General features: G+C 72.7%; 19 protein-coding genes. 7 read left to right on the top strand and 12 right to left on the bottom strand.

Annotated elements, in window-relative coordinates; genetic code table 11:
- Positions 1 to 14: 14 nt before the first annotated feature.
- The 9 genes from murG to rsmH form a co-directional block, all read right to left on the bottom strand.
- Complete coding sequence (gene murG / locus ACFCZ1_RS33570) at positions 15 to 1,109, bottom strand: undecaprenyldiphospho-muramoylpentapeptide beta-N-acetylglucosaminyltransferase (protein WP_376682058.1); 1,095 nt, start codon at positions 1,107 to 1,109, stop codon at positions 15 to 17.
- 6 nt (positions 1,110 to 1,115) lie between these two features.
- Positions 1,116 to 2,477 (bottom strand): putative lipid II flippase FtsW, encoded by a 1,362-nt coding sequence (gene ftsW / locus ACFCZ1_RS33565; RefSeq protein WP_376682057.1) that lies wholly within the window; start codon positions 2,475 to 2,477, stop codon positions 1,116 to 1,118.
- Between the two features lie 67 nt (positions 2,478 to 2,544).
- Positions 2,545 to 3,972 (bottom strand): UDP-N-acetylmuramoyl-L-alanine--D-glutamate ligase, encoded by a 1,428-nt coding sequence (gene murD / locus ACFCZ1_RS33560; RefSeq protein ID WP_376682056.1) that lies wholly within the window; start codon positions 3,970 to 3,972, stop codon positions 2,545 to 2,547.
- Positions 3,954 to 5,024, bottom strand: a complete 1,071-nt coding sequence (gene mraY / locus ACFCZ1_RS33555) for a phospho-N-acetylmuramoyl-pentapeptide-transferase (RefSeq protein ID WP_376682055.1) — start codon at positions 5,022 to 5,024, stop codon at positions 3,954 to 3,956. The genes murD and mraY overlap by 19 nt, the downstream gene beginning before the upstream one ends.
- On the bottom strand, positions 5,021 to 6,445 hold the full coding sequence (gene murF / locus ACFCZ1_RS33550; protein ID WP_376682054.1) for a UDP-N-acetylmuramoyl-tripeptide--D-alanyl-D-alanine ligase: 1,425 nt from the start codon (positions 6,443 to 6,445) through the stop codon (positions 5,021 to 5,023). Before murF ends, mraY begins: the two co-directional genes overlap by 4 nt.
- A complete protein-coding gene (locus ACFCZ1_RS33545) occupies positions 6,442 to 8,136 on the bottom strand; it encodes a UDP-N-acetylmuramoyl-L-alanyl-D-glutamate--2,6-diaminopimelate ligase (protein ID WP_376682053.1) in 1,695 nt (564 codons plus the stop codon). The genes murF and ACFCZ1_RS33545 overlap by 4 nt, the downstream gene beginning before the upstream one ends.
- A gap of 45 nt (positions 8,137 to 8,181) precedes the next feature.
- Positions 8,182 to 10,203 carry a penicillin-binding transpeptidase domain-containing protein gene (locus ACFCZ1_RS33540; protein WP_376682052.1) on the bottom strand — a complete coding sequence of 674 codons (2,022 nt, stop codon included), beginning with the start codon at positions 10,201 to 10,203 and terminating at the stop codon, positions 8,182 to 8,184.
- A gap of 231 nt (positions 10,204 to 10,434) precedes the next feature.
- Positions 10,435 to 10,959, bottom strand: coding sequence for a hypothetical protein (locus ACFCZ1_RS33535; RefSeq protein ID WP_376682051.1), 525 nt, complete (start codon positions 10,957 to 10,959; stop codon positions 10,435 to 10,437).
- On the bottom strand, positions 10,956 to 11,885 hold the full coding sequence (rsmH, locus tag ACFCZ1_RS33530; protein WP_376682050.1) for a 16S rRNA (cytosine(1402)-N(4))-methyltransferase RsmH: 930 nt from the start codon (positions 11,883 to 11,885) through the stop codon (positions 10,956 to 10,958). The genes ACFCZ1_RS33535 and rsmH overlap by 4 nt, the downstream gene beginning before the upstream one ends.
- A gap of 341 nt (positions 11,886 to 12,226) precedes the next feature.
- On the opposite strand from rsmH, the gene ACFCZ1_RS33525 reads away from it, so the two are divergent.
- From ACFCZ1_RS33525 to ACFCZ1_RS33510, 4 genes are all read left to right on the top strand, one after another.
- Positions 12,227 to 12,778 carry a beta-class carbonic anhydrase gene (locus tag ACFCZ1_RS33525; protein WP_376682049.1) on the top strand — a complete coding sequence of 184 codons (552 nt, stop codon included), beginning with the start codon at positions 12,227 to 12,229 and terminating at the stop codon, positions 12,776 to 12,778.
- A 137-nt stretch (positions 12,779 to 12,915) separates the two neighbouring features.
- Positions 12,916 to 13,926, top strand: coding sequence for an AAA family ATPase (locus tag ACFCZ1_RS33520; protein ID WP_376682048.1), 1,011 nt, complete (start codon positions 12,916 to 12,918; stop codon positions 13,924 to 13,926).
- A complete protein-coding gene (locus ACFCZ1_RS33515; RefSeq protein ID WP_376682047.1) occupies positions 13,926 to 15,284 on the top strand; it encodes a DUF58 domain-containing protein in 1,359 nt (452 codons plus the stop codon). Before ACFCZ1_RS33520 ends, ACFCZ1_RS33515 begins: the two co-directional genes overlap by 1 nt.
- Positions 15,281 to 17,698 carry a transglutaminaseTgpA domain-containing protein gene (locus ACFCZ1_RS33510; protein WP_376682046.1) on the top strand — a complete coding sequence of 806 codons (2,418 nt, stop codon included), beginning with the start codon at positions 15,281 to 15,283 and terminating at the stop codon, positions 17,696 to 17,698. Before ACFCZ1_RS33515 ends, ACFCZ1_RS33510 begins: the two co-directional genes overlap by 4 nt.
- A 467-nt stretch (positions 17,699 to 18,165) precedes the next feature.
- Here the strand turns inward: ACFCZ1_RS33510 and ACFCZ1_RS33505 are convergent, their stop codons facing one another.
- From ACFCZ1_RS33505 to ACFCZ1_RS33495, 3 genes are read right to left on the bottom strand one after another with little or no spacing between them, the layout of a single operon-like run.
- A complete protein-coding gene (locus ACFCZ1_RS33505) occupies positions 18,166 to 18,795 on the bottom strand; it encodes a TetR/AcrR family transcriptional regulator (protein ID WP_376682045.1) in 630 nt (209 codons plus the stop codon).
- Between the two features lie 29 nt (positions 18,796 to 18,824).
- Positions 18,825 to 20,918 (bottom strand): YhgE/Pip family protein, encoded by a 2,094-nt coding sequence (locus tag ACFCZ1_RS33500; protein ID WP_376682044.1) that lies wholly within the window; start codon positions 20,916 to 20,918, stop codon positions 18,825 to 18,827.
- On the bottom strand, positions 20,890 to 21,738 hold the full coding sequence (locus ACFCZ1_RS33495) for an ATP-binding cassette domain-containing protein (RefSeq protein ID WP_376682043.1): 849 nt from the start codon (positions 21,736 to 21,738) through the stop codon (positions 20,890 to 20,892). Before ACFCZ1_RS33495 ends, ACFCZ1_RS33500 begins: the two co-directional genes overlap by 29 nt.
- Before the next feature lie 171 nt (positions 21,739 to 21,909).
- Between ACFCZ1_RS33495 and ACFCZ1_RS33490 the strand changes: the two genes are divergently transcribed.
- From ACFCZ1_RS33490 to ACFCZ1_RS33480, 3 genes are all read left to right on the top strand, one after another.
- Complete coding sequence (locus tag ACFCZ1_RS33490) at positions 21,910 to 22,404, top strand: SAV_6107 family HEPN domain-containing protein (protein WP_376682042.1); 495 nt, start codon at positions 21,910 to 21,912, stop codon at positions 22,402 to 22,404.
- Between the two features lie 88 nt (positions 22,405 to 22,492).
- Positions 22,493 to 23,251: a class I SAM-dependent methyltransferase gene (locus ACFCZ1_RS33485; RefSeq protein ID WP_376682041.1), complete on the top strand. Its 759-nt coding sequence runs from the start codon at positions 22,493 to 22,495 to the stop codon at positions 23,249 to 23,251.
- A 267-nt stretch (positions 23,252 to 23,518) separates the two neighbouring features.
- Positions 23,519 to 23,920, top strand: coding sequence for a DUF3040 domain-containing protein (locus ACFCZ1_RS33480; RefSeq protein ID WP_376682040.1), 402 nt, complete (start codon positions 23,519 to 23,521; stop codon positions 23,918 to 23,920).
- Positions 23,921 to 24,016 lie beyond the last annotated feature (96 nt).

The raw sequence follows: 24,016 nt of genomic DNA, 5'->3' as shown, positions 1-24,016 counted from the left end.
CTGTGCTTCCCGCCTCAGCGGGACCGGTGGGCCGCGATCGCCTCGTACACCATGCCGACCAGCAGGTCGTCGGCGTCCCGGCGGCCGAACTCACCTGCGGCCCGGGACATCTCGTACAGACGGTGCGGGTCGGACAACACCGGTACGACCTGGCTGAGTACCCACTCGGGCGTCAGTTCCGCGTCGTCCACGAGCAGGCCGCCGCCCGCCTTGACCACCGGCTGGGCGTTGAGCCGCTGTTCGCCGTTGCCGATCGGCAGCGGGACGTAGGCGGCGGGGAGCCCGACGGCGGACAGTTCAGCCACGGTCATCGCGCCCGCACGGCACAGCATCATGTCGGCGGCGGCGTACGCGAGATCCATCCGGTCCACGTACGGTACCGGCACATACGGCGGCATCCCGGGCATGTTGTCGACACGCGGCAGTTCGTTCTTCGGCCCGACGGCGTGCAGGATCTGGATCCCGGAGCGCTGGAGGGTCGGGGCGACCTGCTGGATCGTCTCGTTGAGCCGGCGGGCGCCCTGCGAGCCGCCGGAGACCAGCAGCGTCGGCAGGTTGGGGTCCAGGCCGAAGGCGGCGCGCGCCTCCGGGCGGACCGCGGCCCGGTCGAGGGTGGAGATGGAGCGGCGCAGCGGGATGCCCACGTAGCGGGCGCCGCGCAGCTTGCTGTCGGGGGTCGAGACCGCGACGGCGTGCGCGTACCGGGAGCCGATCTTGTTGGCCAGTCCCGGCCGCGCGTTGGCCTCGTGGACGATGATCGGCACCCCGAGCCGCTTGGCCGCGAGGTAGCCGGGCAGGGCCACGTAGCCGCCGAAGCCGACGACGCAGTCGGCCTTGGTGCGCAGCAGGATCTCCTCGGCGGCCTTGATCGTGCCGCGCAGCCGCCCGGGAACGGTGATCAGCTCCGGGGTGGGCTTGCGGGGCAGGGGCACCGCGGGGATCAGGCCCAGCTCGTAACCGCGTTCCGGCACGAGGCGGGTCTCAAGTCCGCGCTCGGTCCCGAGGGCGGTGATGCCCACTGAAGGGTCCTGCCTGCGCAGGGCGTCCGCGAGGGCGAGCGCCGGCTCGATGTGGCCGGCGGTCCCCCCACCGGCGAGTACGACATGCACCGAAATTCACCGCTCTCCGGACGGACGCTTCTTGACGCGCCGTCTCATCGATTTCCATCTCACCCCGGTCCGCCTCCAGCCGGTCTTCGGCTGCCGCATCGCGAGGGCCGCGCGCGCCGCCGGCTCCTCCCGCGCGAAGGCGATGAGCAGTCCGACCGCGAACATGGTCGGCAGCAGGGCCGACCCCCCGTAGGAGAACAGCGGGAGCGGGACTCCGGCGATCGGCAGCAGGCCGAGCACCGCACCGATGTTGATCACGGCCTGGGCCGTGATCCAGGTGGTCACGCCTCCCGCGGCAAACCGTACGAAGGAGTCCTCCGTGCGTCCGGCCACGCGGATACCCGCATAGCCTAGAGCCGCGAAGAGGGCGAGCACCGACAGCGTCCCCGCCAGACCCAGTTCCTCCCCTGTGATGGCGAAGATGAAGTCTGTGTGGGCTTCGGGTAGTTGTCCCCATTTTTCCACACTGGCACCCAGCCCGGAACCGAACCATCCGCCCGAAGCGAGGGCGTAGATCCCATGCACGGCCTGCCAGCAAAGGTCGTTCTTGCCCGGATCCGTCGCGCCGAGGCACTCCAGCCGGTCCATCCGGTGCGGGCTCGTCTTGATGAGCAGTGCGACGATCACACCAGTGAACGCCAGCACCGCGACGAACAGCCGCGTCGGCGCGCCCGCCAGCCAGAGCAGGCCGAACAGGACGGCGCCGAGGATCATCGCGGTGCCCATGTCACCGCCCAGCATGATCAGCCCGAGCAGCAGGAAGGCCACCGGGACCAGCGGCACCAGCAGGTGCTTCCACTGGCTGAGCAGCCCCTTGTCGCCCTTGCGCGCCAACAGGTCGGCGCCCCACAGGATCAGGGCCAGTTTGCCGAACTCACTGGGCTGCAACATGAACGGACCGCCAAGGGAGATCCAATTCTGGTTGCCGTTGATCGAGACCCCTATCCCGGGGACCTGGACCAGGACCATCAGGAACAGGGTGCCGGCGAGCACGGGATAGGACAGCGCCCGGTGCAGTTTGACCGGCATCCGGGAGGCCACCAGCAGGAGTCCGGTGCCGATCAGGGCCGCCAGGAACTGCTTCTTGAAGAAGTACGCGTCCCCCAGGCCGAGCTGGAGCGCCTTGATCATGGAGGCCGAGTAGACCATCACGAGGCCGAGCACGGTGATGAGCAGCGAGCTGCCGAAGATCAGGTAATACGCCGTGAGCGGGCGGTCCCAGGCCTTGCGCAACCGCGCCTGCGTACGCCGCAGCCCGGCCAGCGGCCCGCGCCCGGCGGGCCGCCGCACACTCACCGCGGGGCGCTTGCGGCCCTGCGCCCTGACGGCGGACGGCCGCCGCCCCGGCAGCATCTGCTTGGCCGGCATCTGTGATCTTCCCCTCCACTCGTACGCGGCGAGCGGTCGGCCGGAGGGACCCGTCGGCCTGTTCGACCTAGGCGCTCTCGCCTGCCAGTTCGCGCACCGCGTCGGCGAACGCGTCCCCACGCTTGTTGTAGTTCGCGAACATGTCCATCGAGGCACAGGCAGGTGCCAGCAGGACCGTGTCGCCGGGCTCGGCGAGCCGGGCCGCTTCCCGGACCGCTGCGAGCATCGCCCCAGTGTCGGTCCGGGCGAGGTCGACGACCGGGACCTCGGGGGCGTGTCGCGCCAGCGCGTCGGCGATCAGCGCCCGGTCGGCGCCGATCAGCACCACGCCGCGCAGCCGCTTCGCCGACTTGCGGACCAGTTCGTCGAAGGTCGCACCCTTGGCGAGGCCGCCGGCGATCCAGACGACCGGCTCGAAGGCGGCCAGGGAGGCCTCCGCCGCGTGCGTGTTGGTGGCCTTGGAGTCGTCGATGTACGTGACCCCGTGCACCGCCTCCACGTGCGCGACCCGGTGGGCGTCGGGGCGGAAGTCGCGCAGCCCGTCGCGGACCGCGCGCGGTGGCACGCCGAAGGCACGGGCCAGGGCCGCCGCGGCGAGCGCGTTGGCGATGTTGTGCGGGGCGGGCGGGTTGACGTCCGAGACGTGCGCGAGTTCCTGCGCGTTCTTCTGCCGGTTCTCCACGAAGGCCCGGTCGACGAGGATGCCGTCGACGACGCCGAGCATGGAGGGACCGGGGGCGCCGAGGGTGAAGCCGATCGCCCGGCAGCCCTCTTCGACGTCGGCGTTCTCGACCAGTTCCTCGGTGGCCGGGTCGGCGACGTTGTAGACGCAGGCCACGGTGTTGCCCTCGTAGATGCGGCCCTTGTCGGCGGCGTACGCCTCCATGGAGCCGTGCCAGTCGAGGTGGTCCGGGGCCAGGTTGAGGACGGCCGCCGAGTGGGCGCGCAGCGAGGGCGCCCAGTGCAGCTGGTAGCTGGAGAGTTCGACGGCGAGCACGTCGTACTTCTCCTCGCCGAGCACCACGTCGACGATCGGGGTGCCGATGTTGCCGACGGCCGCCGTCCGCAGACCGGCCGACTTCAGGATCGACGCGAGCATCTGGGTGGTGGTGGTCTTGCCGTTGGTCCCGGTGATCGCCAGCCAGGGGGCCGCGTCGGGGCCGCGCAGCTGCCAGGCGATCTCCACGTCCCCGACCACGTCGACGCCGGCCTTCGCGGCGGCCGCGAACAGCGGGCTGTCGGGCTTCCAGCCGGGCGAGGTGACGATGAGGTCGGTGCCCTCGGGGAGGGTTTCCGCGTCGCCGAGGCGTACGGAGATCCCCTGCCCGCCGAGTTCGGCGGCGCGGGCCCGGTGGCCCTCGCTGTCGCCGCCGTCGACGACGGTCACGACGGCGCCGAGGCCGGCCAGGGCGCGGGCGGCGCTGACGCCGCTCACGCCGAGGCCGGCGACGGTGATGTTCTTGCCGTGCCAGGAGGTCACTTGTCGGCTGCCCATCCCGCGTAGAAGAGACCGAGACCCACGATCACGCACATGCCCTGGATGATCCAGAAGCGGACCACGATAAGGACTTCGGACCACCCCTTGAGTTCGAAGTGGTGCTGCAGCGGCGCCATCCGGAAGACGCGCTTCCTGGTCAGCTTGAAGAAGCCGACCTGGATGACGACCGACATGGTGATGAGGACGAAGAGGCCGCCGAGCAGGGCGATCAGGAACTCCGTGCGGGAGCAGATCGCCAGACCGGCGAGCGCGCCGCCGAGGGCCAGCGAACCGGTGTCACCCATGAAGATCTTGGCCGGCGAGGTGTTCCACCACAGGAAGCCGAAGCAGGCGCCCATCAGGGCGGAGGCGACGACCGCGAGGTCCAGCGGGTCGCGCACCTCGAAGCAGGCGCCCGGGTTGGTCAGGTCCTGCGCGTTCACGCAGGACTCCTGGTACTGCCACACGCCGATGAAGGTGTAGGCGCCGAAGACCATCACCGCGGCGCCGGTGGCCAGGCCGTCCAGACCGTCGGTCAGGTTCACGCCGTTGGACATCGCCAGGATCATGAACAGCGCCCAGACGACGAACAGCACCGGGCCGATCGACCAGCCGAAGTCCGTGACGAACGAGAGCCTGGTGGAGGCCGGGGTCAGCCCGCGCGAGTCGGAGAACTGGAGCGCGAGCACCGCGAAGGCGATGCCGACGATCAGCTGGCCGGCCATCTTGGCCTTGGCCCGCAGACCCAGCGAACGCCGCTTGACGATCTTGATGTAGTCGTCCAGGTAGCCGACCAGCCCCATGCCCGCCATCAGGAAGAGGACGAGCAGACCCGAGAACGTGGGCTCGCTGGAGGTGATCACCTTCGTCAGGGCGTACGCGATGAGCGTGGCCAGGATGAAGGAGATACCGCCCATGGTGGGCGTGCCCTTCTTCGCGGCGTGGCCGCGGGGGCCGTCGTCACGGATGAACTGGCCGTAGCCCTTGCGGGCCAGCAGCTTGATCAGCAGCGGTGTTCCGACAACGGTCAGGAACATGCCGATGACACCGGCGAACAGGATCTGCCTCATCGGTCGGCGACCTCGCCCTCGCGCTCAAGGAGCGCCAGCGCGACCCGCTCCAGGCCGATCGACCTGGAAGCCTTCACCAGCACGACGTCCCCCGGGCGCAGTTCACTGCGCAACAGGTCCACCGCCGCCTGCGCGTCGGACACGACCACCGACTCCTCACCCCACGAACCCTCGTTATATGCGCCCAGTTGCAGCCAGGACGCTTCCCGGCCCCCGACTGCCACGAGCTTGCTCACGTTGAGCCGGACGGCAAGCCGTCCCACCGCGTCGTGCTCGGCCAGCGATGCGTCACCGAGTTCGGCCATGGGGCCGAGCACCGCCCACGTGCGCCCCCCGTTCGCCCTGGCGGCGCCGCCCATCGCGGCTAGCGCGCGCAGAGCGGCCCGCATGGACTCGGGGTTCGCGTTGTAGGCGTCGTTGACGATCGTCACGCCGTCGGCCCGCTCGGTGACCTCCATCCGCCACCGGGACAAGGTGCCCGCTCCGGAGAGCGCGGTGGCGATCTCCGAGGTGGACATGCCCAGTACATGGGCCACGGCGGCCGCGGCGAGCGCGTTCGACACGTGGTGCTCACCGTACAGGCGCAAGGTCACATCACTGCACCCGGTCGGTGTGTGGAGTGTGAAGGCGGGCTGTCCCCCGGGGGTCATCCGTACGTCGGTGGCCCGGACGTCGGCGTCGTCGGCCTCGCCGAACAGGACCGTACGGGCCTTCGTACGGGCGGACATGGCGCGCACCAGCGGGTCGTCGGCGTTGAGGACGGCGACTCCGCCCTCGCTCTGCGCCGGCAGGGCCTCGACCAGTTCGCCCTTGGCCCGGGCGATCTGCTCGCGGCCGCCGAACTCGCCGATGTGGGCGGTGCCGACGTTGAGGACGAGCCCGATGCGCGGCGGGGTCAGACCGGTGAGGTACGCGATGTGGCCGATCCCGCGGGCCCCCATCTCCAGTACCAGGTGCCGGGTTTCGGCGGTGGCCTTCAGCGCGGTGAGCGGCAGGCCGATCTCGTTGTTGAGGGAGCCCGGGGTCCACACGGTGGGCGCGTGGGCCTGGAGCACCTGCGCGATGAGGTCCTTGGTGGAGGTCTTCCCCGCGGAGCCGGTCAGGGCCACCACGTCGGTGCCGAGGCGCCCGACGACGGCCCGTGCGAGGGCGCCGAGCGCCTTCTCCACGTCGGGGACCACGATGGCGGGTACGCCGACCGGCCGGGCCGCGAGGACGGCTGCGGCTCCGGCGGCGACGGCGCGCCCGGCGTAGTCGTGGCCGTCGACGTGCTCGCCGTCGAAGGCGGCGAACAGGCTGCCGGCCTCCACCTGACGGGAGTCGATGACGACGGGACCGCTGATCCGCACGGACGGATCCGGTATGTCGTGGGGCCGCCCGCCGGTGATGTCGGCGATCTCGGCGAGGGAAAGGTCGATCACTGGTTCACCTCGGCCTGTCGGGCATTGCGCTGCTGTGTCTCGATGGCCGCGCGGAGCACCTCGCGGTCGTCGAAGGGGCGTACGACGCCCGCGGTGTCCTGGCCCTGCTCGTGGCCCTTGCCCGCCACCAGCACGGTGTCCCCGGGCCGGGCGCGCGCGACGGCGGCGGCGATGGCCGCGGCCCGGTCGGCGTCGACGAGGACGGCGCCGCGCTCGGCGGGCGGTACGGACACGGCCCCTTCGAACATCGCGGCGAGGATCGCGAGGGGGTCCTCGGAGCGTGGATTGTCGGAGGTCAGGACGGCCACGTCGGCGAAGCGGGCGGCCGCGGCGCCCATCGGGGCGCGCTTGGTGGTGTCGCGGTCGCCGCCGCAGCCGAGCACGATGTGCAACGCGCCCTCGGTGACCTCGCGCAGGGCGCGCAGGACCGATTCGACGGCGTCCGTCTTGTGCGCGTAGTCGACGACGGCCAGGTACGGCTGTCCCGCGTCGACCCGCTCCAGCCGGCCGGGGACCCCGGGGACCGCGGCGACGCCGTCGGCGGCGGTCTGCGGATCGAGGCCGGCGGCGGCGAGGGTGACGATCGCGGCGACGGTGTTGGCCACGTTGAACGGGCCGGGCAGCGGCGCGGTCGCCCGTACGCGCTGTCCCCCCGGGCCCACCAGGGTCAGGGTGGAGCTCGCGGGTCCGGACACGACGTCCTCGGCGCGCCAGTCGGCGGCCGCGTCGCCCGCGGCGGAGAAGGTGACGACCGGGATCGGCGCCTCCTGGGCCAGGCGGCGGCCGTACTCGTCGTCGAGGTTGACCACGCCCCGGCGGGCCCGGCGCTCGGTGAAGAGCCCCGCCTTCGCCTGGTAGTAGTCCTCCATGTCCGTGTGGAACTCCATGTGCTCCGGGCTCAGGTTGTTGAAGACGGCGACGTCGAAGACGCAGCCGTCGACGCGGCCGAGCACCAGGGCGTGGCTGGAGACCTCCATGGCGACGGCCTCGACCCCGCGTTCGCGCATGACCGCGAAGAGGGCCTGGAGGTCGGTCGCCTCGGGGGTGGTCCGCTCGGACTTGATGCGCTCGTCGCCGATGCGCATCTCGACGGTGCCGACGAGTCCGGTGCTGCGGCCCGCCGCGCGCAGTCCGCCTTCGACGAGGTACGCCGTGGTGGTCTTGCCGGAGGTGCCGGTGATGCCGATCTGGAGCAGGTTCTCGCCCGGGCGGCCGTAGATCGCGGCGGCGAGTTCGCCCATCCGGCCGCGCGGGTCGGCGACGGTGAGGACGGGCAGGCCGGTCGCGGCGGCGCGCTCGGCCCCGGCGGGATCGGTCAGCACGGCGGCGGCGCCGAGGCCGGCGGCCTGGGCGGCGAAGTCGGCGCCGTGCGTCCTGGCTCCCGCCAGGGCCGCGTACAGGTCTCCGGGCCGGACCGCACGGGAGTCGTGCGTGATGCCGGTGATCTGCGCGGCACCTGGCGCCGGGACGCCCAGCAGCGTGGCCAGCTCACCCAGAGGGGTCGGGCGGGCGGACACGGGCCGGGGCGCTCCGGGCGGCGCTGCCGGGGCGTCTTTCTGGGCGGTTCTGGGCTGATCAGCGTGGGACACGGCGGTGAGCGTACCGGGCGCGGTGGGCCGCCCGCGAAGTGAGGGCCCGGCCTCGGGGGCGACGGGCGCTTGGTTCCCGGGTTCGGGAGTGATCGTTGTCACTGATGGTGCCTCACGCGTTTCTGGCGGGCCGGCCGGGGCTGTGGGTCACTGACCGGGCTGCGGACTGGGCTGCGTACTCGGCTGCGGGGCGGCCGGCTGGGCGGCCTGCATGCCGGATTCGTAGGTGACCGGAAGCCCGGCGGGGGCGGTCCCGGTGGGGGCGATCTGGAGGGTCTTCAGGGCGAACTCCATGACCTTCTTGTAGATCGGGCCGCAGATCTGGCCGCCGAAGTAGCTGCCCTTCGTGGGGTTCTGGATGGCGCAGTAGACGGTGATGCGCGGGTTGTCGGCGGGCGCGAACCCGGCGAAGGAGGCCGTGTAGCCCTTGTAGCGGCCGGTGGCCGGATCCACTCGGTTCGAGGTGCCGGTCTTGCCGCCGACGCGGTAGCCGGGGATGCGGGCCCTGGTGCCGGTGCCCTCCTGGTCGTCGACCACGGACTCCAGCATCTCGGCGAGGGTCCTGGCGGTCTCGTGGCTGATCACGCGGCTGCGTTCGGGCGCCGGGGCCGGGGTGAAGCGGCCGTCGGGCCCCTTGGTGCCGCGGACCAGCGTCGGTTCGATGCGGACCCCGCCGTTGGCGATGGTCGAGTACACGGAGGCCGCCTGCATGGCGTTGAGGGACAGGCCCTGGCCGAAAGGAATCGTGTACTGCTGGGAGGTGGACCAGGCTTCGGGCTCGGCGAGGATGCCGCGGGACTCGCCCGGGTAGTTCAGGCCGGTGGGCCGTCCGATGCCGAACTTGGTCAGGTAGGAGTGCAGGACCTTGTTGGACTCGGGCTGGGTGGCCCCGAGCTGGCCGGTGGCCAGGATGGTGCCGATGTTGGAGGACTTGGCGAGGACCCCGTTGAGGGTCAGGTACCAGGTCGGGTGGTCGATGTCGTCCTTGAACAGCCGGTCGCCGCGGTGCAGCCGGTTGGGGACCTCGACATGGGTCTCGGGGGTGGCCTTCTTCTCCTCCAGTACGGCGGCCATCGACATCACCTTGGCGGTGGAGCCGGGCTCGTACACGTCCTGGAGCGCCGCGTTCCCCATGGCGGCGGAGCGGGCCCTGCTCAGGTCGTTGGGGTCGAAGCCGGGGGCGTTGGCCATGGCCAGCACCTCACCGGTGCGGGTGTCCTGGACGATGACGTAGCCGCGGTCGGCCTCGGACTTCTGGACCTGCTCGGTGATGGCGCTCTGCGCCGCCCACTGGATGTCGCGGTCGATGGTCAGCTCGATGTCCTCGCCGGGCACGGCGGGCTTCTCGCTGGACCCCGCGGTGGGGACCCGGCGGCCGCCGGACTGGGCGTAGGTGACCTCGCCGTCCTTGCCGGACAGCTTCTTGTCGAGGGAGGACTCCAGACCGCCGGCGCCCTTGCCCTCGGCGTTGACGTAGCCCAGTATCCCGGCGGCCAGGTCGCCGCCCGGGTACACGCGCTTGCTGCTGTCCTCGTTGAACACGCCGGCGAGGACGTTGGCGCCGGGGCCGTTGTTCTTCTTGTCGGCCGCCGCCTTCTCCGCGAAGACCCGCTTGAGGTCCTTGATCTGGTTCCAGACCTGGGGGGTCTGGCGCTGGGCGAGGACGACGTACCGGGTGTTCTTGGTCTTCAGCCGCTCGGTGAGTTCCTTGGCGTCCTTGCCGAGGATGGGCGCGAGGAGGGCCGCGGCCTGCTCGGGGGCGTCCGGGGCCTTGCTGTCCTGCGCGGTGAACATCTTCGGGTCGGCGGTGATGTCGTACGCGTCGACGCTGGTGGCCAGGGCCACGCCCTTGCGGTCGGTGATCTCGCCGCGCTCGGCGGCCAGCTTGACGCTGGTGTAGCGGTTCTTGGAGGCCTCGGCCGAGAAGGCGGAGGCGTCGACGGCCTGGACCTGGAGCAGGCGCACGACGAAGGCGAGCATGACGAGGGTCAGGCCGACGCTGACGAGGCGCAGCCGGGGCCGGGGACTGCCGAGCCGAATGGTGTGGGGGCGTCTGGGGGCCGCGGGCCGCCGGGTCGCCGGGCGCGAGGCCGCCGGGCGGGCCGTGGCACCGCCGCGGGGCCTCCCCGGTCCGGGCACCCGCCGCCGCGGCGGCTCCTGCGGGCTCATGCGCCCGCCGCCGTCGGCTGCGCCGCCGGCCCGCCGGTGCGGCTGCGCTCCACGGGGATCCGCCCCGGACGCCGTGCCGGAGGCGCCGGGCAGGGGCGCGAGCCCCCGTCACACCGTCCGGCCCGTCCGGCGTTCCCGGACCGGGTCCGGGCGGGGCCCGGGGGGAAGGGCGGGGCGGGGGAAAGCCCCGCAGGGCTGCGCAACGGCACCGCGGCCATCGGCGTCACGACGTCACCTGCCTGGGTTGGGGGTGGGCTGCTGCGGAAGCTGTGACGGGGCGGCTCCCCCGGGGGTCGCCGTGGCCGAAGGAGCGGCCGAGGGCGGCGGACTCGGCGGCGGCGGGGGTTCGGCAGCCGCCGCGGTGCCGGTGACCTTGCCGTCCGGGCCGATGAACACCGGGCTGCCGCCCGGGACCAGGCCCAGCTCCTGCGCCCGCCGCTGCAGTGCGTCGGGAGCCGAGTACCCGTCGACGTCGCGCTGCAGGGCCTGCTCCTCGTCCGTGAGGGCGGTGGTCTCCTTCTTCAGCTTGCTCAGCTGGAAGGAGCCCTCGTTCAGGGCCGAGTTCAGCAGCAGCAGGCTGATCAGGCCGCCGGCGAGGAGCGCCACGACCAGCAGGACGAACGGCATCCGCGCCGCCTGCCCGCCGGACCCCGGCCGGGCGGTCCGGGCAGGGCGTACGGGGCGGCCGCCGAGTGCCCGGCCGAGGCGGGCCGCCTGCCCGCGCGTCAGCGTGGCGACCTTCCCGGCCTTGGTCACAGCCGCGCCTCCCGGATGCGTTCGACCCCGCGGAACCTCGCCGGGGCGGCCCGCCGGTTCTCGGCGATCTCCTCCTCGGTGGGCAGCTCCGCGCCGCGCGTGAGCAGCTTCAGCTTCGGCTGGTACTTCTCCGGGACCACCGGCAGCCCGGGCGGCGCCGTGGAGGCCGCGCCCGCCGCGAAGACCTGCTTCACGAGCCGGTCCTCCAGCGAGTGGTAGGAGAGCACCGCGATCCGGCCGCCGACCGCGATCCGGTCCACGGCCGCCGGAATGGCCTTCTCCAGCCCCGACAGCTCTCCGTTGACCTCGATCCGCAGCGCCTGGAAGGTCCGCTTGGCGGGGTTGCCTCCGGTCCGCTTGGCGGCCTGCGGCAGGGCGTCGCGGATCAGTTCGACCAGCCGGGCGCTGTTGGTGAAGGGCTCCTTCTCCCGCTCCCGGACGATCGCGGACACGATCCGCTTGGCCTGCTTCTCCTCGCCGTACTGGCGCAGGATGCGGACGAGCTCGCCCGGCGCGTAGGTGTTGAGCACCTCGGCGGCGCTGATGCCCGTCGTCTGGTCCATCCGCATGTCCAGCGGCGCGTCCTGCGCGTACGCGAACCCGCGGTCGGCCTCGTCCAGCTGCATGGAGGAGACGCCCAGGTCGAAGAGGATGCCCTGCACGGACGGGATCCCCAGGCCGTCGAGGACCTCGGCGAGGTCGGCGTAGATCGCGTGGACGAGGGTGGCCCGGTCGCCGAAGGGCGCGAGGCGCTCGCCGGAGAGCCGCAGGGCTTCCTTGTCGCGGTCGAGGCCGATCAGGTGGGCCTCGGGGAACCGGGTCAGCAGGGCCTCGCTGTGGCCGCCGAGGCCGAGGGTGCAGTCGACGACGACGGCCCCGGGCCTCTCCAGCGCCGGGGCCAACAGGTCCAGGCACCGCTGGAGCATTACCGGGACGTGTCGGGACTCGCTAGTCAAAGCGCCCTCTCAGATAACGGCGCGGCAGGCATACGCCGCGCCGCGCACGCGGAGTGTTACCAGGGGGCCGGGCGGCCGGTCAGGGCCGGGCTCCGGCCGGTTCGCGTCACTTTAGTGCAACGGTCGCCGCGGTCAACGAACCGCCTCGCGCGCCGTGCCCGTCTCTCCCCGTGAACCGGCGAAAGCCGCGAATCACCCGGACGGCGGCCCCCGCCTCACTCCTGTGGATTAGCTCACAACAAAGCTTGTTGACCTTCTTTGTCCCTCCTCACCCAATGCCCGCGCAAGCTGTGACCACTAACGTCGTACCCATGACGACTTCCGCATCCCTGCCCGCCGACTCGGCACACCAGGTTCCCGGCGACGGTTCGGTCACCGACCGGCTGGTCGCGGCGAACCGGCGGTACGCCGCGGACTTCATCGATCCCGGCATGGACGCCCACCCCGTCCTCCAGGTCGCCGTGGTGGCCTGCATGGACGCCCGCCTCGACCTGCACGCCGCCCTCGGTCTGGAACTCGGCGACTGCCACACCATCCGCAATGCGGGCGGCGTGGTCACCGACGACACCATCCGCTCCCTCACCATCAGCCAGCGGGCGCTGGGCACCCGCGCGGTGATACTCATCCATCACACCGGCTGTGGTCTCGAAGCCCTCACCGAGGACTTCCGCCACGAGCTGGAGGACGAGGTCGGGCAGCGCCCCGCCTGGGCCGTGGAGGCCTTCCGCGACGTGGACCAGGACGTCCGCCAGTCCATGCAGCGGGTCCGGACGAACCCCTTCCTGCCCCACCGGGACGATGTGCGAGGCTTCGTCTTCGATGTGCACACCGGTCTCCTGCGGGAGATCGATCCCAGCTCCTGAGTGACACAAGGCCGTAGCGCCGTCAACAATGCGGGGAGACACCCCCCGGGAACCACCGGATCCGGTGTCCGTGTTTTCGGGGTGGGCCGGTCATGCGCCAAGGGCGTCGGCCCTGGAATTGGGCCGAGGAGAACCAGGTGACGACGTATGACGACCGAGCGAGCCTCGCGGATCTGACCAGCACGGCGGAGCGGGTGCGCCAGTCGGTCGAGAGCGTGATCGAGGGCAAGCCCGAGGTCGTACGCCTCGCGCTGACGGTGCTGCTCGCCGAGGGGCACCTGCTCATCGAGGACGTCCCCGGCGTCGGCAAGACCATGCTCGCCAAGACGCTCGCGAAGTCCATCGACTGCTCGGTGCAGCGCATCCAGTTCACCCCGGACCTGCTGCCCTCCGACATCACCGGCGTCAGCATCTACGACCAGCAGCGCCGCGAGTTCGAGTTCAAGCCGGGCGCGATCTTCGCGCAGATCGTCATCGGCGACGAGATCAACCGCGCCTCGCCGAAGACCCAGTCGGCGCTGCTGGAGTCGATGGAGGAGCGTCAGGTCACCATCGACGGCACGACCTACACGCTGCCGAGCCCCTTCATGGTCGTCGCCACCCAGAACCCGGTGGAGATGGAGGGCACCTACCCGCTGCCCGAGGCCCAGCGCGACCGCTTCATGGCCCGGGTCTCCGTCGGCTACCCCGGCCCCGAGGCCGAGCTGCAGATGCTCGACGTGCACGGCGGGCTCTCCCCGCTCGACGACCTCACGGCCGTCGCGCACGCCCACGAGATCGTCAAGCTCATCGAGGCCGTCCGCGAGGTGTACGTGGCCGAGCCCGTCAAGCGGTACGTCGTCGACCTGGTCTCCGCGACCCGCAGCCACCCGGACCTGCGCCTGGGGGCCTCGCCCCGGGCCACCCTGCACCTGCTGCGCGCCGTGAAGGCCTCCGCCGCGCTCGCCGGCCGCGACTACGTCCTGCCCGACGACGTCCAGGCGCTGGCCGGTCCGGTCCTCGCGCACCGGCTGCTGCCCACCGCCCAGGCCCAGCTGAACCGGCGCACCGCCGAGCAGGTCGTGGGCGAGATCCTGCAGCGCACCCCCGTCCCGGCCGCGCACGCCCGCGGCGAAATGCCGCCCGGCGCCGGCATCCGGGGCTTTTGATGAGCGCCGGTGCCCCGCGCGGCGCCGGCGGCGGACTGCGCACGTCACTGTCCGGTCTGACGACCCGCGGCCGGTCCTTCCTGGCCGCCGGGGTCGCCGCCGCCGCGTGCGCGTACGTCCTGGGCCAGGGCGAGCTGCTCCGGGTCGGCCTGCTGCTCGCCGTACTGCCGCTGATCTGCGTCTACGCCCTGCACCGCACCCGCCACCGGGTCTCCGGCAGCCGCCGGCTGTCGCCGGGGCGGGTCCCGGCGGGCGCCGAGGCTCGGGTGCAGCTGCGCATGGACAACGTCTCCCGGCTGCCCACCGGCCTCCTGATGCTCCAGGACCGCGTGCCCTACGTCCTCGGCCCGCGCCCGCGGTTCGTGCTGGACCGGGTCGAGCCCGGCGGACGCCGCGAGGTGTCCTACCGGGTCCGCTCCGACCTGCGCGGCCGCTACCCGCTGGGCCCGCTCCAGCTGCGGCTGACCGACCCCTTCGGGCTGGTCGAGCTGACCCGCTCCTTCAGCACCTACGACGTCCTCACCGTCATACCGCGCACCGAGCCGCTGCCGCCGGTGCGCCTGACCGGCGAGTCCTCCGGCTACGGCGACGGCAGCCGCCGCTCGCTGGCCCTGGCCGGCGACGACGACGTCATCCCGCGCACCTACCGGCGCGGCGACGACCTGCGCCGGGTCCACTGGCGCTCCACGGCCCGCTACGGCGAGCTGATGGTCCGCCGCGAGGAGCAGCCGCAGCGCAGCCGGGCCACCGTCCTGCTGGACACCCGGCAGATCGCCTTCGACGGGGCCGGTCCCGACTCCGCCTTCGAATGGGCCGTCTCCGGGGCCGCCTCGGCCCTGGTGCACCTCCTGGAGCAGGGCTTCTCGGTCCGGCTGCTGACGGACACCGGTGACTCGGTGCCCGGTGAGGGCAGCGGTGGCTTCTCCTCCGGCAGGGACGAGTCCGCGGAGGCCGCCGGGCTGATGATGGACACCCTCGCGGTGGTCGGGCACTCGGACGGCGCCGGGCTCTCCCGGGCGTACGACGCGGTGCGCGGCGGCGGTGGCGGCTTCGGCGGAGCCGGCGGTGACGGGCTCCTCATCGCCTTCTTCGGCGACCTGGACGACGCACAGACGGAGCTGGCGGCCAAGATGCGCCAGCGGGCCTCGGGTGCGGTGGCCTTCCTGCTGGACTGCGAGGCCTGGGGCGGGCAGCCCGCGCCGGGGCAGACCGTGCCGCCTGTGGAGGAGCGGCTGCGCAGACTGCGCGACGCGGGCTGGACCGCGCTGGCCGCCCCGCCCGGAGTGGCCTTCGCCGAGCTGTGGCGGCACGCCGGGACCACCGCGTTCGCCCCGGGAACCTCAGGAGGCCGGGCATGAGCGGGCGGGCGAGAGTGACGTTGTTCGCGGCACTGGCGACGCTGCTCACCTCATGGTCTCTGGTTCCACTGGTCGAATCGGCGGGCTGGCTGCTCCAGGCGGCCCTGCTGCTGGGCGTGCAGTGCGTCGTGGGCGCCGGGGCCCGGCGGGTGCCGCTCGCGCGGTCGCTGACCGTGGCCGCGCAGGTGCTGGTGTCCCTGCTGCTGCTCGCGATCCTCTTCGGCGGCAAGGGCGGGTCCACCGGGACCGGTCCGATGGCCTACCTGGTGTCGGACTTCGGCGCGCTGTTCCGGCAGGGCGTGCAGGACGTGGGCACGTTCGCGATGCCGGCCCCGCTGACGGACGGCATCCGGCTGCTGCTGGTGACCGGGGTACTGCTGATCGGGCTGCTGGTGGACCTGCTGGCGGTGACCGCACGGACGGCCGCCGCGTCGGGGCTGCCGCTGCTGGCGCTGTACTCGGTGGCCGCGGGCCTGTCGGGAGGCGGGGGCGCGTCCTGGATCTCCTTCCTGCTGGCGGGCTGCGGGTACCTGATGCTGCTGCTGGCCGAGGGCCGTGACCGGCTCGCCCAGTGGGGCCGGGTCTTCGGCGGGGGCGCGCGCGACCGCACCACGGCCGCGTCCGGCCTGGGCGCCGGTGCGGGCGGCCAGGTGACGGCCCCCGTACGGACCGGCCGGCGGATCGGCGCGGTGGCCCTGGGCCTGGCGCTGGTGGTGCCGGCGGCGCTGCCCTCGCTCGGCGGCGGGATGCTCGGCGCGGCGGGCGACGGCGAGGGGTCCGGCAGCGGGCCGGGCGGGACGATCTCGGCGGTGAACCCCCTGGTCTCCCTGCAGAGCAGCCTGAACGCGCAGGACAACCGGGTCGTGCTGAAGTACCGCACGGACAGCCCGCAGCAGGGCGACCAGTACCTGCGCATCCTGGCCCTGGACGAGTTCAACGGGGTCAAGTGGGAGGCTTCCGGGCGGACCCTGACCGATGTCCCGGAGCGGATGCCGAATCCGCCCGGGCTCGGCGGCAGCGTCCTGCAGTCCGCGACCGAGGTGCGGACCAGCGTCTCGGCGGCGGACACCTACACCCAGCGTTACCTGCCCATGCCGTACCCGGCGACCTCGGTGGACATCGGCGGGAAGTGGCGGTTCGAGCCGGTCGGCCGGACCCTGGTCGGGGACCAGCTGGGCAAGGACAGGTTCCAGAACGTCCAGGGCGCGATGTACACGGTGCGCAGCCTGCTGCTGCAGCCGACGGCGCAGCAGCTGCAGAAGGCCCCGGCGCCGGACCCGGTCGTCCGGGCCGAGTACACGAAGCTGCCGGACAACCTGCCGCCGGTGGTCGCCGACACGGCCCGCTCGGTGACCCAGGGGGCGAAGGACGACTACACGCGGGCGGTGAAGCTCCAGGACTTCTTCGCCGTGAACGGCGGATTCCGCTACAACACGAGGACGGCCTCGGGCACCGGTCCGCAGGCGGTCGCCCGTTTCCTGGCCGAGAAGGAGGGCTTCTGCATCCACTTCGCGTTCTCGATGGCGGCCATGTCGCGGTCGCTGGGCATTCCGGCGCGGGTGGCGGTCGGCTTCACCCCGGGTGAGGCGCAGTCCGACGGCAGCGTCAACGTGTCCATGCGGGACGCGCACGCCTGGCCGGAGCTGTACTTCGAGGGGGTGGGGTGGACGCGGTTCGAGCCGACGCCCCGGTCGGGCATCACGGTGCCGGACTACTCCCGGCCGCAGGCGCCGGCGGCGCAGCCGTCCGCGCCGGCGCCGCTGCCCTCGACGAGTGCGGCGGCACCGCCCGCCGCACCGTCGAAGTCGGACGACTGCCCGCCGGAGGCGAGGAAGCTCGGCGAGTGCGGTGCGGCCGCGCCGAAGCAGAGCGCGACCGGTGGCGGCGGCCCGTCGGCGACGGCGGTACTGGGCTGGACGGCGGGCGGGGTGGCGCTGCTCGGCCTGCCGCTGCTGCCGTTGCTGTGGCGGAGCCGGCTGCGGGCCCGCCGGCTGGGGACCGGTGAGGTACCGGCGGCCTGGCGGGAGCTGGGTGACGCCGCGTGGGACATGGGCGTGGTCCCGGACGAGGCCCTGTCGCCCCGCCGGGCGGCGGCTCGCGTCGTGGAGCTCGGCCGTCTGGAGCCGGAGGCTGCGGGCGCGGTCCACCGGGTCGCGGGTGCGCTGGAACGGGCCCTGTACGCGCCGCCGGGCTCGGAGGTCTCGTATCCGGGGCTGGCGGACGACGTCCTGCTGGCCCGTGCGGGCCTGCTGGCCGGCGTCGGCCGGCGCGCCCGGCTGCGGGCGCTGCTCCTGCCGCGCTCGGCGGCCCGGCTCTCCTGGGCCCTGGCCCAGCGCTGGTCGGCCCTGACCTCGGCGGGCTCCGCCCGCCTGACCGCCCTGCGGCTGCGCCTGCCGCTGCGGGGCCGCGGCTGAAGGGGTGGGGGCGGGTCCCTGCGGGACTCTCCCCCACCTCCCCGGGCGAAGGCCGGGGAGGGGTCTGCGGCGGGGCCCGGCAGCGGCGGGGCGGGGGCGCCGGAGCGGCTCGACCCCACCGGGGGCGCGGGGCCGAACCCCGACACCTGCGGACGCACGGACCCACGGACGCCCGAACGCCCGAACGCCCGAACGCGGCGAGGCTCGATCCCCCCGAGCCCCGCCGCGTCCGCGTACCGCGTCACGGAGGAGGTACCCGGCCCGCTCCGCAGCCCCGTGCCGGCGGTGCGGACCGGGTCTCCTGTCCGTTGCCCCCAGTCTGGCGTCCGCGCAGGCGGGGGCCCATCCGCGCGCGTACTCATCTCCGTGCCTAGGTACGGATACTCAGTCGCCGCGGCAGGCCCCACCAGTTCTACGGGCTGCGCCGCCGCGGCGGCACCGCCGACCGGGGGGTCGGCGGCCCGGCTTCAGCGGTTGCCGCTGACCCGGCCGCGCAGCAGCAGCGACAGCGCCGAGTGCACGTCGTCGAGGGACCGCTCGCTCTGGAAGGACTGCCAGTCCAGGGCCGCCACCAGCACCATGCCGACCATGGCGGCGGCGGTCAGCGGAACGTCGATCTCCGCGCTCAGCTCCCCCCGCTCGACGCCCTCCCGCAGCACCGTCTCCACCACGGCGACGGCCTCCTGACGGACGACCATCAGCGTGGACTGCCACGCCCGGTTGGTCCGCCACAGCTCGGCGACGTAGAGCTGGGTGAAGGCGGGGTACCGGTCGATGAAGACGAGGCCGGCCCGGATCATCGCGTCGAGCGCCTCGACGCGGCTGCCGCCCCGCGCCTCGGTCTCCTCGGCTGCTGTGCGCAGCGAGGCGGTCAGCAGCCCGACGCCGTGCCGGAGCAGCTCCTCGAAGAGGTCGTTCTTGCTCGCGAAGTTGTAGTAGACGGTGCCTTTGGCCACGCCCGCGCGCTCGGCGATCTCCTCGACCGTGGTCGCGGAGAACCCCTGCTCGGCGATGAGCGTGACGGCCGCCTCGTAGAGCTTCTGGCGGGTGGCCTGGCGGCGGCCGCCGCCGGTGCCCGTCCCGGGCTTGCTTTCCATGGCGCTGATTCTCACAGGTCAACGGCTCCTTACAGACTCAGTTCCGGGTGGAGCCGGTCCATCGTCCACACCTGCTTGCCGCGGGCGGCCAGCGCGGTGAGGGCGAGGGCGCCCGCGGTGAAGGCAACCAGGACCGCGCAGCCCTTCCAGACGGAGGTCAGGTCGCCGCCGGTGATGAGGTGGCGCAGGCTCTCGACGACGTACGACATCGGCAGGTACGGGTGGATGGCGTTGAAGAAGCCCGGGCTGGTCTGCACGGGGTACGTGCCGCCCGCCGAGGTCAGCTGGAGCATCAGGACGGCGAGTACCAGGATCCGCCCGGCGGCGCCGAACTTGGCGTTGAGCCACTGGACGATCGCCGCGAAGCAGCCGGTGACCAGCAGCAGGAAGCCGATGGTGAGGGCCGGGTGGGCCATCTGCAGGCCCAGGCCGGGGGCCCAGTGGAGCACGGACATGAGCAGGCCGACCTGCGCGGCGCCGATGCCCGCCACGGGCAGCCAGCCCGCGAGGGCGATCCGCCAGGGCGAGGCGCCCGCGGCCAGGGCCCGCTTGTTGAGGGGGGCGATGAGCATGTAGGCGACCATCGCGCCGACCCAGAGGGAGAGCGGGATGAAGTAGGGGGCGAAGCCGGTGCCGTAGTTGGGCGCCTTGTGCAGGGACTGGTTGGCGAGCCGGACCGGGTCGGCCATGACCTCGGTACGGGCGTCGCGCTGCTGCTGGTCGTAGTCGGGGATCTGGCCGGCGCCCTTGTGGAGGCCGTCGGCGAGGTCGCGGTTGCCGTCGACCAGCTTGTACATGCCGCCGTCGAGGGTGTGCGCGCCGTCGCCGAGCTTGCCGACGCCCTCGTTGATGGCGCCGGAGCCCTCGGTGGCGGAGCCGAGGCCGGTGTGCAGCTGGGCCATGCCGGTGGCGACCTGGTGGGCGCCGGTGTTGAGGGCGTTGACCTGGGCGACGGCCGCGTCGAGGTCGGAGGCGAGGCCGGGGGCCCTGTCGACGAGCTTGCGGGCCTTGTTCTCCAGGTCGGTCAGCTGGGTGCGGAGCTTGGCGACGTCACCGTTCGCGTTCTTGACCAGGGTGCTGACGTCGCCGGTGAGTTCGGCGGCCTCGGCGGCGTCGTCCTTGATCCTCTTCAGGTCGGGGCAGGAGGCCAGGTGCGGTTCCTTGCCCGGGGTGACGCAGTGCTTGGTGTAGTACGCGTCCGCGCCGGTGGAGGCCTTCTCGGCGGCGGAGGCGGCGGCCGGGGCCTTGTCGGCGAAGGTGTCGAGGTGGTTCTTGACCACCTTGGCGGTGTCGGCGACCAGCTCGGCGGTGTCCGCCAGGTTCTTGGGGTCCTGGACGAACGGGCGGGCCTTGTCGGCGGCCCCGTTGACCTTGTCGGCGAGCCGCTGGGTGCCGGCCGCGACGTCCTTGGAGCCGGTCTCCAGCTTGGCCGCGCCCGAGTTGAGCTTCTTCAGGCCGCTGTTGAGCTCGCCGGTCTTCTCCTCGGCCGTGTCGAGGCCGTCGGCGAGTTCCTTGGCGCCCTGCTGCGCCTTGCCCGCGCCGTCCTTGAGCTTGTCGGCGCCGTCGGCGGCCTCGGCGGTCTTGTCGTGCAGGTCGGAGAAGTTGACGAAGATCTTGTCGAGGAATCCGCGGGAGGCGTTGGTGGACGCCGCCGAGCGGACCTCGGAGAAGACGGTGCGCGAGATCGAGCCGACGATGTAGTTGTTGGCGTCGTTGGTGCGCACCTGGAGGGCCCCGGTGGTGGGGTCCTCGCCGGAGCTGGAGGCGATCTTCGCGCTGAAGTCGGCGGGCATGGTGAGGGACAGGTAGTACGTCCCGTTCTCCAGCCCCTTCGCGGCCTCCTCGGCGCTGACCTCGCGCCAGTCGAAGGTCTTGCTGTCGTGGAGCTTCTTGGTGATCGCGCCGCCCGCGTCGAGGCGCTCGCCGCCCACGGTCGTGCCCTCGTCGGCGTTGACGAGGGCGACGGGCACCTTGTCGAGGCGGCTGTACGGGTCCCAGAAGGACCAGAGGTACAGGGCGCCGTAGAGCAGCGGCAGCAGGAGCAGCGCCACGAGAGCGGCCCGGGGCAGCTTCCCCCGCCCGAACCGCTTGAGCTCAAGCGCGGCCAGCTTCGGCGAGCGCATCGTCCGCCCCCTTCGTTTCTTCGGTGTCGTTCGCGGTGTCGTTCTCGGTGTCCGTGCCGGTGCCGGTGCCGGTGCCGGTATCAGCGGCCGGGGCCGGGGCCGCGTCCGCGTCCGCGGGCGGTGCCTGCGGGCCGGTCCGCAGGACGATCGCGTCGTCGGGAGCCTCGCTGCACACCGCGAGGACGGTGGTCCCGCCGGCGGCGATCGAGCGCAGCAGCTCCCAGGCCGCGGTGCGCTCGGTGTCCGAGAGCTTCAGGTCGAGGTCGTCCAGGGCCAGCAGTCCCGGCGAGCCCAGCAGGGCGATGGCCACGGACAGCCGTACGGACTCCAGGCGCTCCAGGTCCCGTACGGAGGTGCGCGGACCCTTGGGCAGCGTGGTGAGGTCCAGCCCCGCGGCGTCCAGGGCGGCCTCGATCCGGGCCCGGGCGTCCGCCCGGCGCTCGGCCGGGGAACGCAGCAGGGCGCGCACCGGGCCGTCGTAGTGGCGGTGGAGCATGGCCCCCTCGCGCAGCTGTTCGGCGACGGTGAGGGCCTGGTCGAGGTCGGTGATGCCGGCGACCGGGCCGAGTGCGGCGATCCGGCGGACGGCGGCCATGTGCTTCGGCAGCCGGTGGCCGGCGATCTCCGCGTGACCCGCGGTGGGCTTCATCCGTCCGGTGAGGGCCAGGAGCAGACAGGTCCGGCCGGTGCCCGAAGGGCCTTCGACCGCGATGAGCGAGCCGGGCGCCGCGTCGATGCCGACCCCCCGGAAGACCCAGCCGCGCGGGCCCTTGAGTCCGAAGTCCTCGGCTTTGACGGCCGCGCCGTGCGGGCTGTCCACGCCCTCCCCCTTCTTTTGAACTGACCAGTCAGTTCAAAAACTATCACCTTCGGGCGCACCTGGGGTGCAGATAGGGGCAGTTGTCCGGAGAACGGCCGCGTAAGCGCAGGTCAGAGCGATTGTCAGTGGCGCCCGTCACGATGGTGGGAACGCAACGACAGGAGGTTCGTCATGGCCACACCGTCCCCGTCCCCTGTCCACCCCGTCCTGCGCCGGTCCTCGGCTCCCCCGGCCGCCCTCGACCTGCTCGCCAAGGCCCGCGCCGGCCTGGTCGAGGCCGCCCGGCTGACCCGGCCCAACGAGCGGTACGCCACCGCCCACCTCGCCGCGCTGCGGACCGCCGCGGCCGTGCTCGCCGCGCGCGGGCGGCCCGAGCCGGTCCACCCGCGGCGGCGGCCGCGGATCCGCAGTGCGTGGGAGGTGCTGCCGGAGATAGCGCCGGAGTTGGCCGAGTGGAGCGCGCTCTTCGCCTCCGGCGCCGCTCGCCGGGCCCGGGCCGAGGCGGGCATAGCGGACGCGGCGACCGGCCGGGACGCGGACGATCTGGTGCGCGCCGTGGCGATGTTCCTTCGCCTGGTGGAGCGGATGCTCGCGATCCAGCCACCGCAGCAGGCGCTGCCGCAGGCCGTGCCGCAGCCGCGCCCGGAGCGTCCGGACGCGGGATGAGCTGCCCGGCGGCGGGAGGCAATAGGGTGGGGCGGGGTGGGGCACTGACCGCTCCCCCCTTCACCACCGCGCCGAGGAGCCATCAGTCGTGTCGGACACTTCCCGCCCCCGCGCCTCCCTTCGCACCGCTGTGGTGTGGGAGGTCCTCAAGGAGGCGCTCGACCGCCGGGTGAAGGCGACCGGGCGGGATGTGCTGGACGTGCTGGACACAGGCGGCGGCACCGGCAAGTTCGCCGTGCCGGTGGCCCGGCTGGGCCACCGGGTCACCGTGGTCGACCCCAGCCCGAACGCGCTGTTCGGGCTGGAGCGCCGGGTGGCCGAGGCCGGCGTCGCCGACCTGGTCCGCGGCGTGCAGGGCGACGCCCAGGGCCTGCTGGACGTCGTCGAGCGGGACGCGTACGACGCGGTGCTCTGCCACGGCGTGCTGGAGTACGTGGACGACCCGGCGGAGGGAGTGGCCAACGCGGTGGCCGCCCTACGCCCCGGCGGCACGCTCAGCCTGCTGGCCGCCGGCCTCGGCGGGGCCGTGCTCGCCCGCGCCCTGGCCGGGCACTTCACGGAGGCCCGTACCGCCCTCACCGACCCGGCCGGCCGCTGGGGATCCGGCGATCCGGTGCCCCGCCGCTTCACCGCCGAGCAGCTCTCCGAGCTGGTCGGCGGGGCCGGGCTGGCGGTCGGCGCCGTCCACGGCGTGCGGATCTTCGCCGACCTCGTTCCGGGGGTCCTGGTGGACACCGAGCCGGGCGCGGTGGAGGCTCTGCTGCGCCTGGAGGAGGCCGCCGCGGAGCTGCCGGCCTTCCACGCGGTGGCCACGCAGTTGCACGTGCTGGGCGAGAAGCAGTCCTGATCTGCGATCTTCCGCGCACGGAGTCGGGCAGACGCCCTCCGAACGGGCGGTCGGCCCCGTATGATCGGGGCAGTGACCGGCATGGTGGACGAACCATTGGGGAAAGAACGCCTCAGTGACCGCCACCGCGGCGGTACGGGTTTTCGGGCTGTGGGCCTTATTCACAGCCCGGCGTAGAGGGCGGGTATCACGGGGGCGATTCCCCGCCTATCCTGAAGGGGACCCCTGGTCGCTACCCCCCGCGACCGACGGATGAGGAGGACTCCCGTGCCGCTCTCGGAGCACGAGCAGCGAATGCTCGAGCAGATGGAGCGAGCGCTGTACGCCGAAGATCCCAAGTTCGCGACAGCGCTTGAGGGCAGCGGACTGCGCACGTACACCCGGCGACGGGTCTACCAGGCAGTCGTAGGCATTCTGGTGGGTATCGCGCTCCTCATGACCGGTGTGATCGTGCCGAACGTACTGTGGATCAGCGTGGTGGGTTTCCTCGTCATGCTGGGATGTACGGTCCTCGTGGTCACCGGTTGGCGCAAGGCACCCAAGCCTGGCGAACAGCCCGTCTCCGGAAGTGCAGGCGGTTCGGCCAGTGGCCGCAACCGGCAGCGTCGGTCGATGATGACCCGCATCGAGGAACGGTGGCAGCGCCGCCGTGACGAACAGGGGCAGTAGCCCCACGACATCGTGAGTGAGGGGACGACCGCCGTGTGCGGCCGTCCCCTCACTGTTGTGCGTTCCGGCCTTCCCGTCACCCTTTCTGCGGCATGA

The organism is Streptomyces sp. NPDC056224, assembly GCF_042267665.1.
Lineage (GTDB): Bacteria > Actinomycetota > Actinomycetes > Streptomycetales > Streptomycetaceae > Streptomyces.
This window is presented reverse-complemented; position numbering and strand designations above follow the sequence as displayed.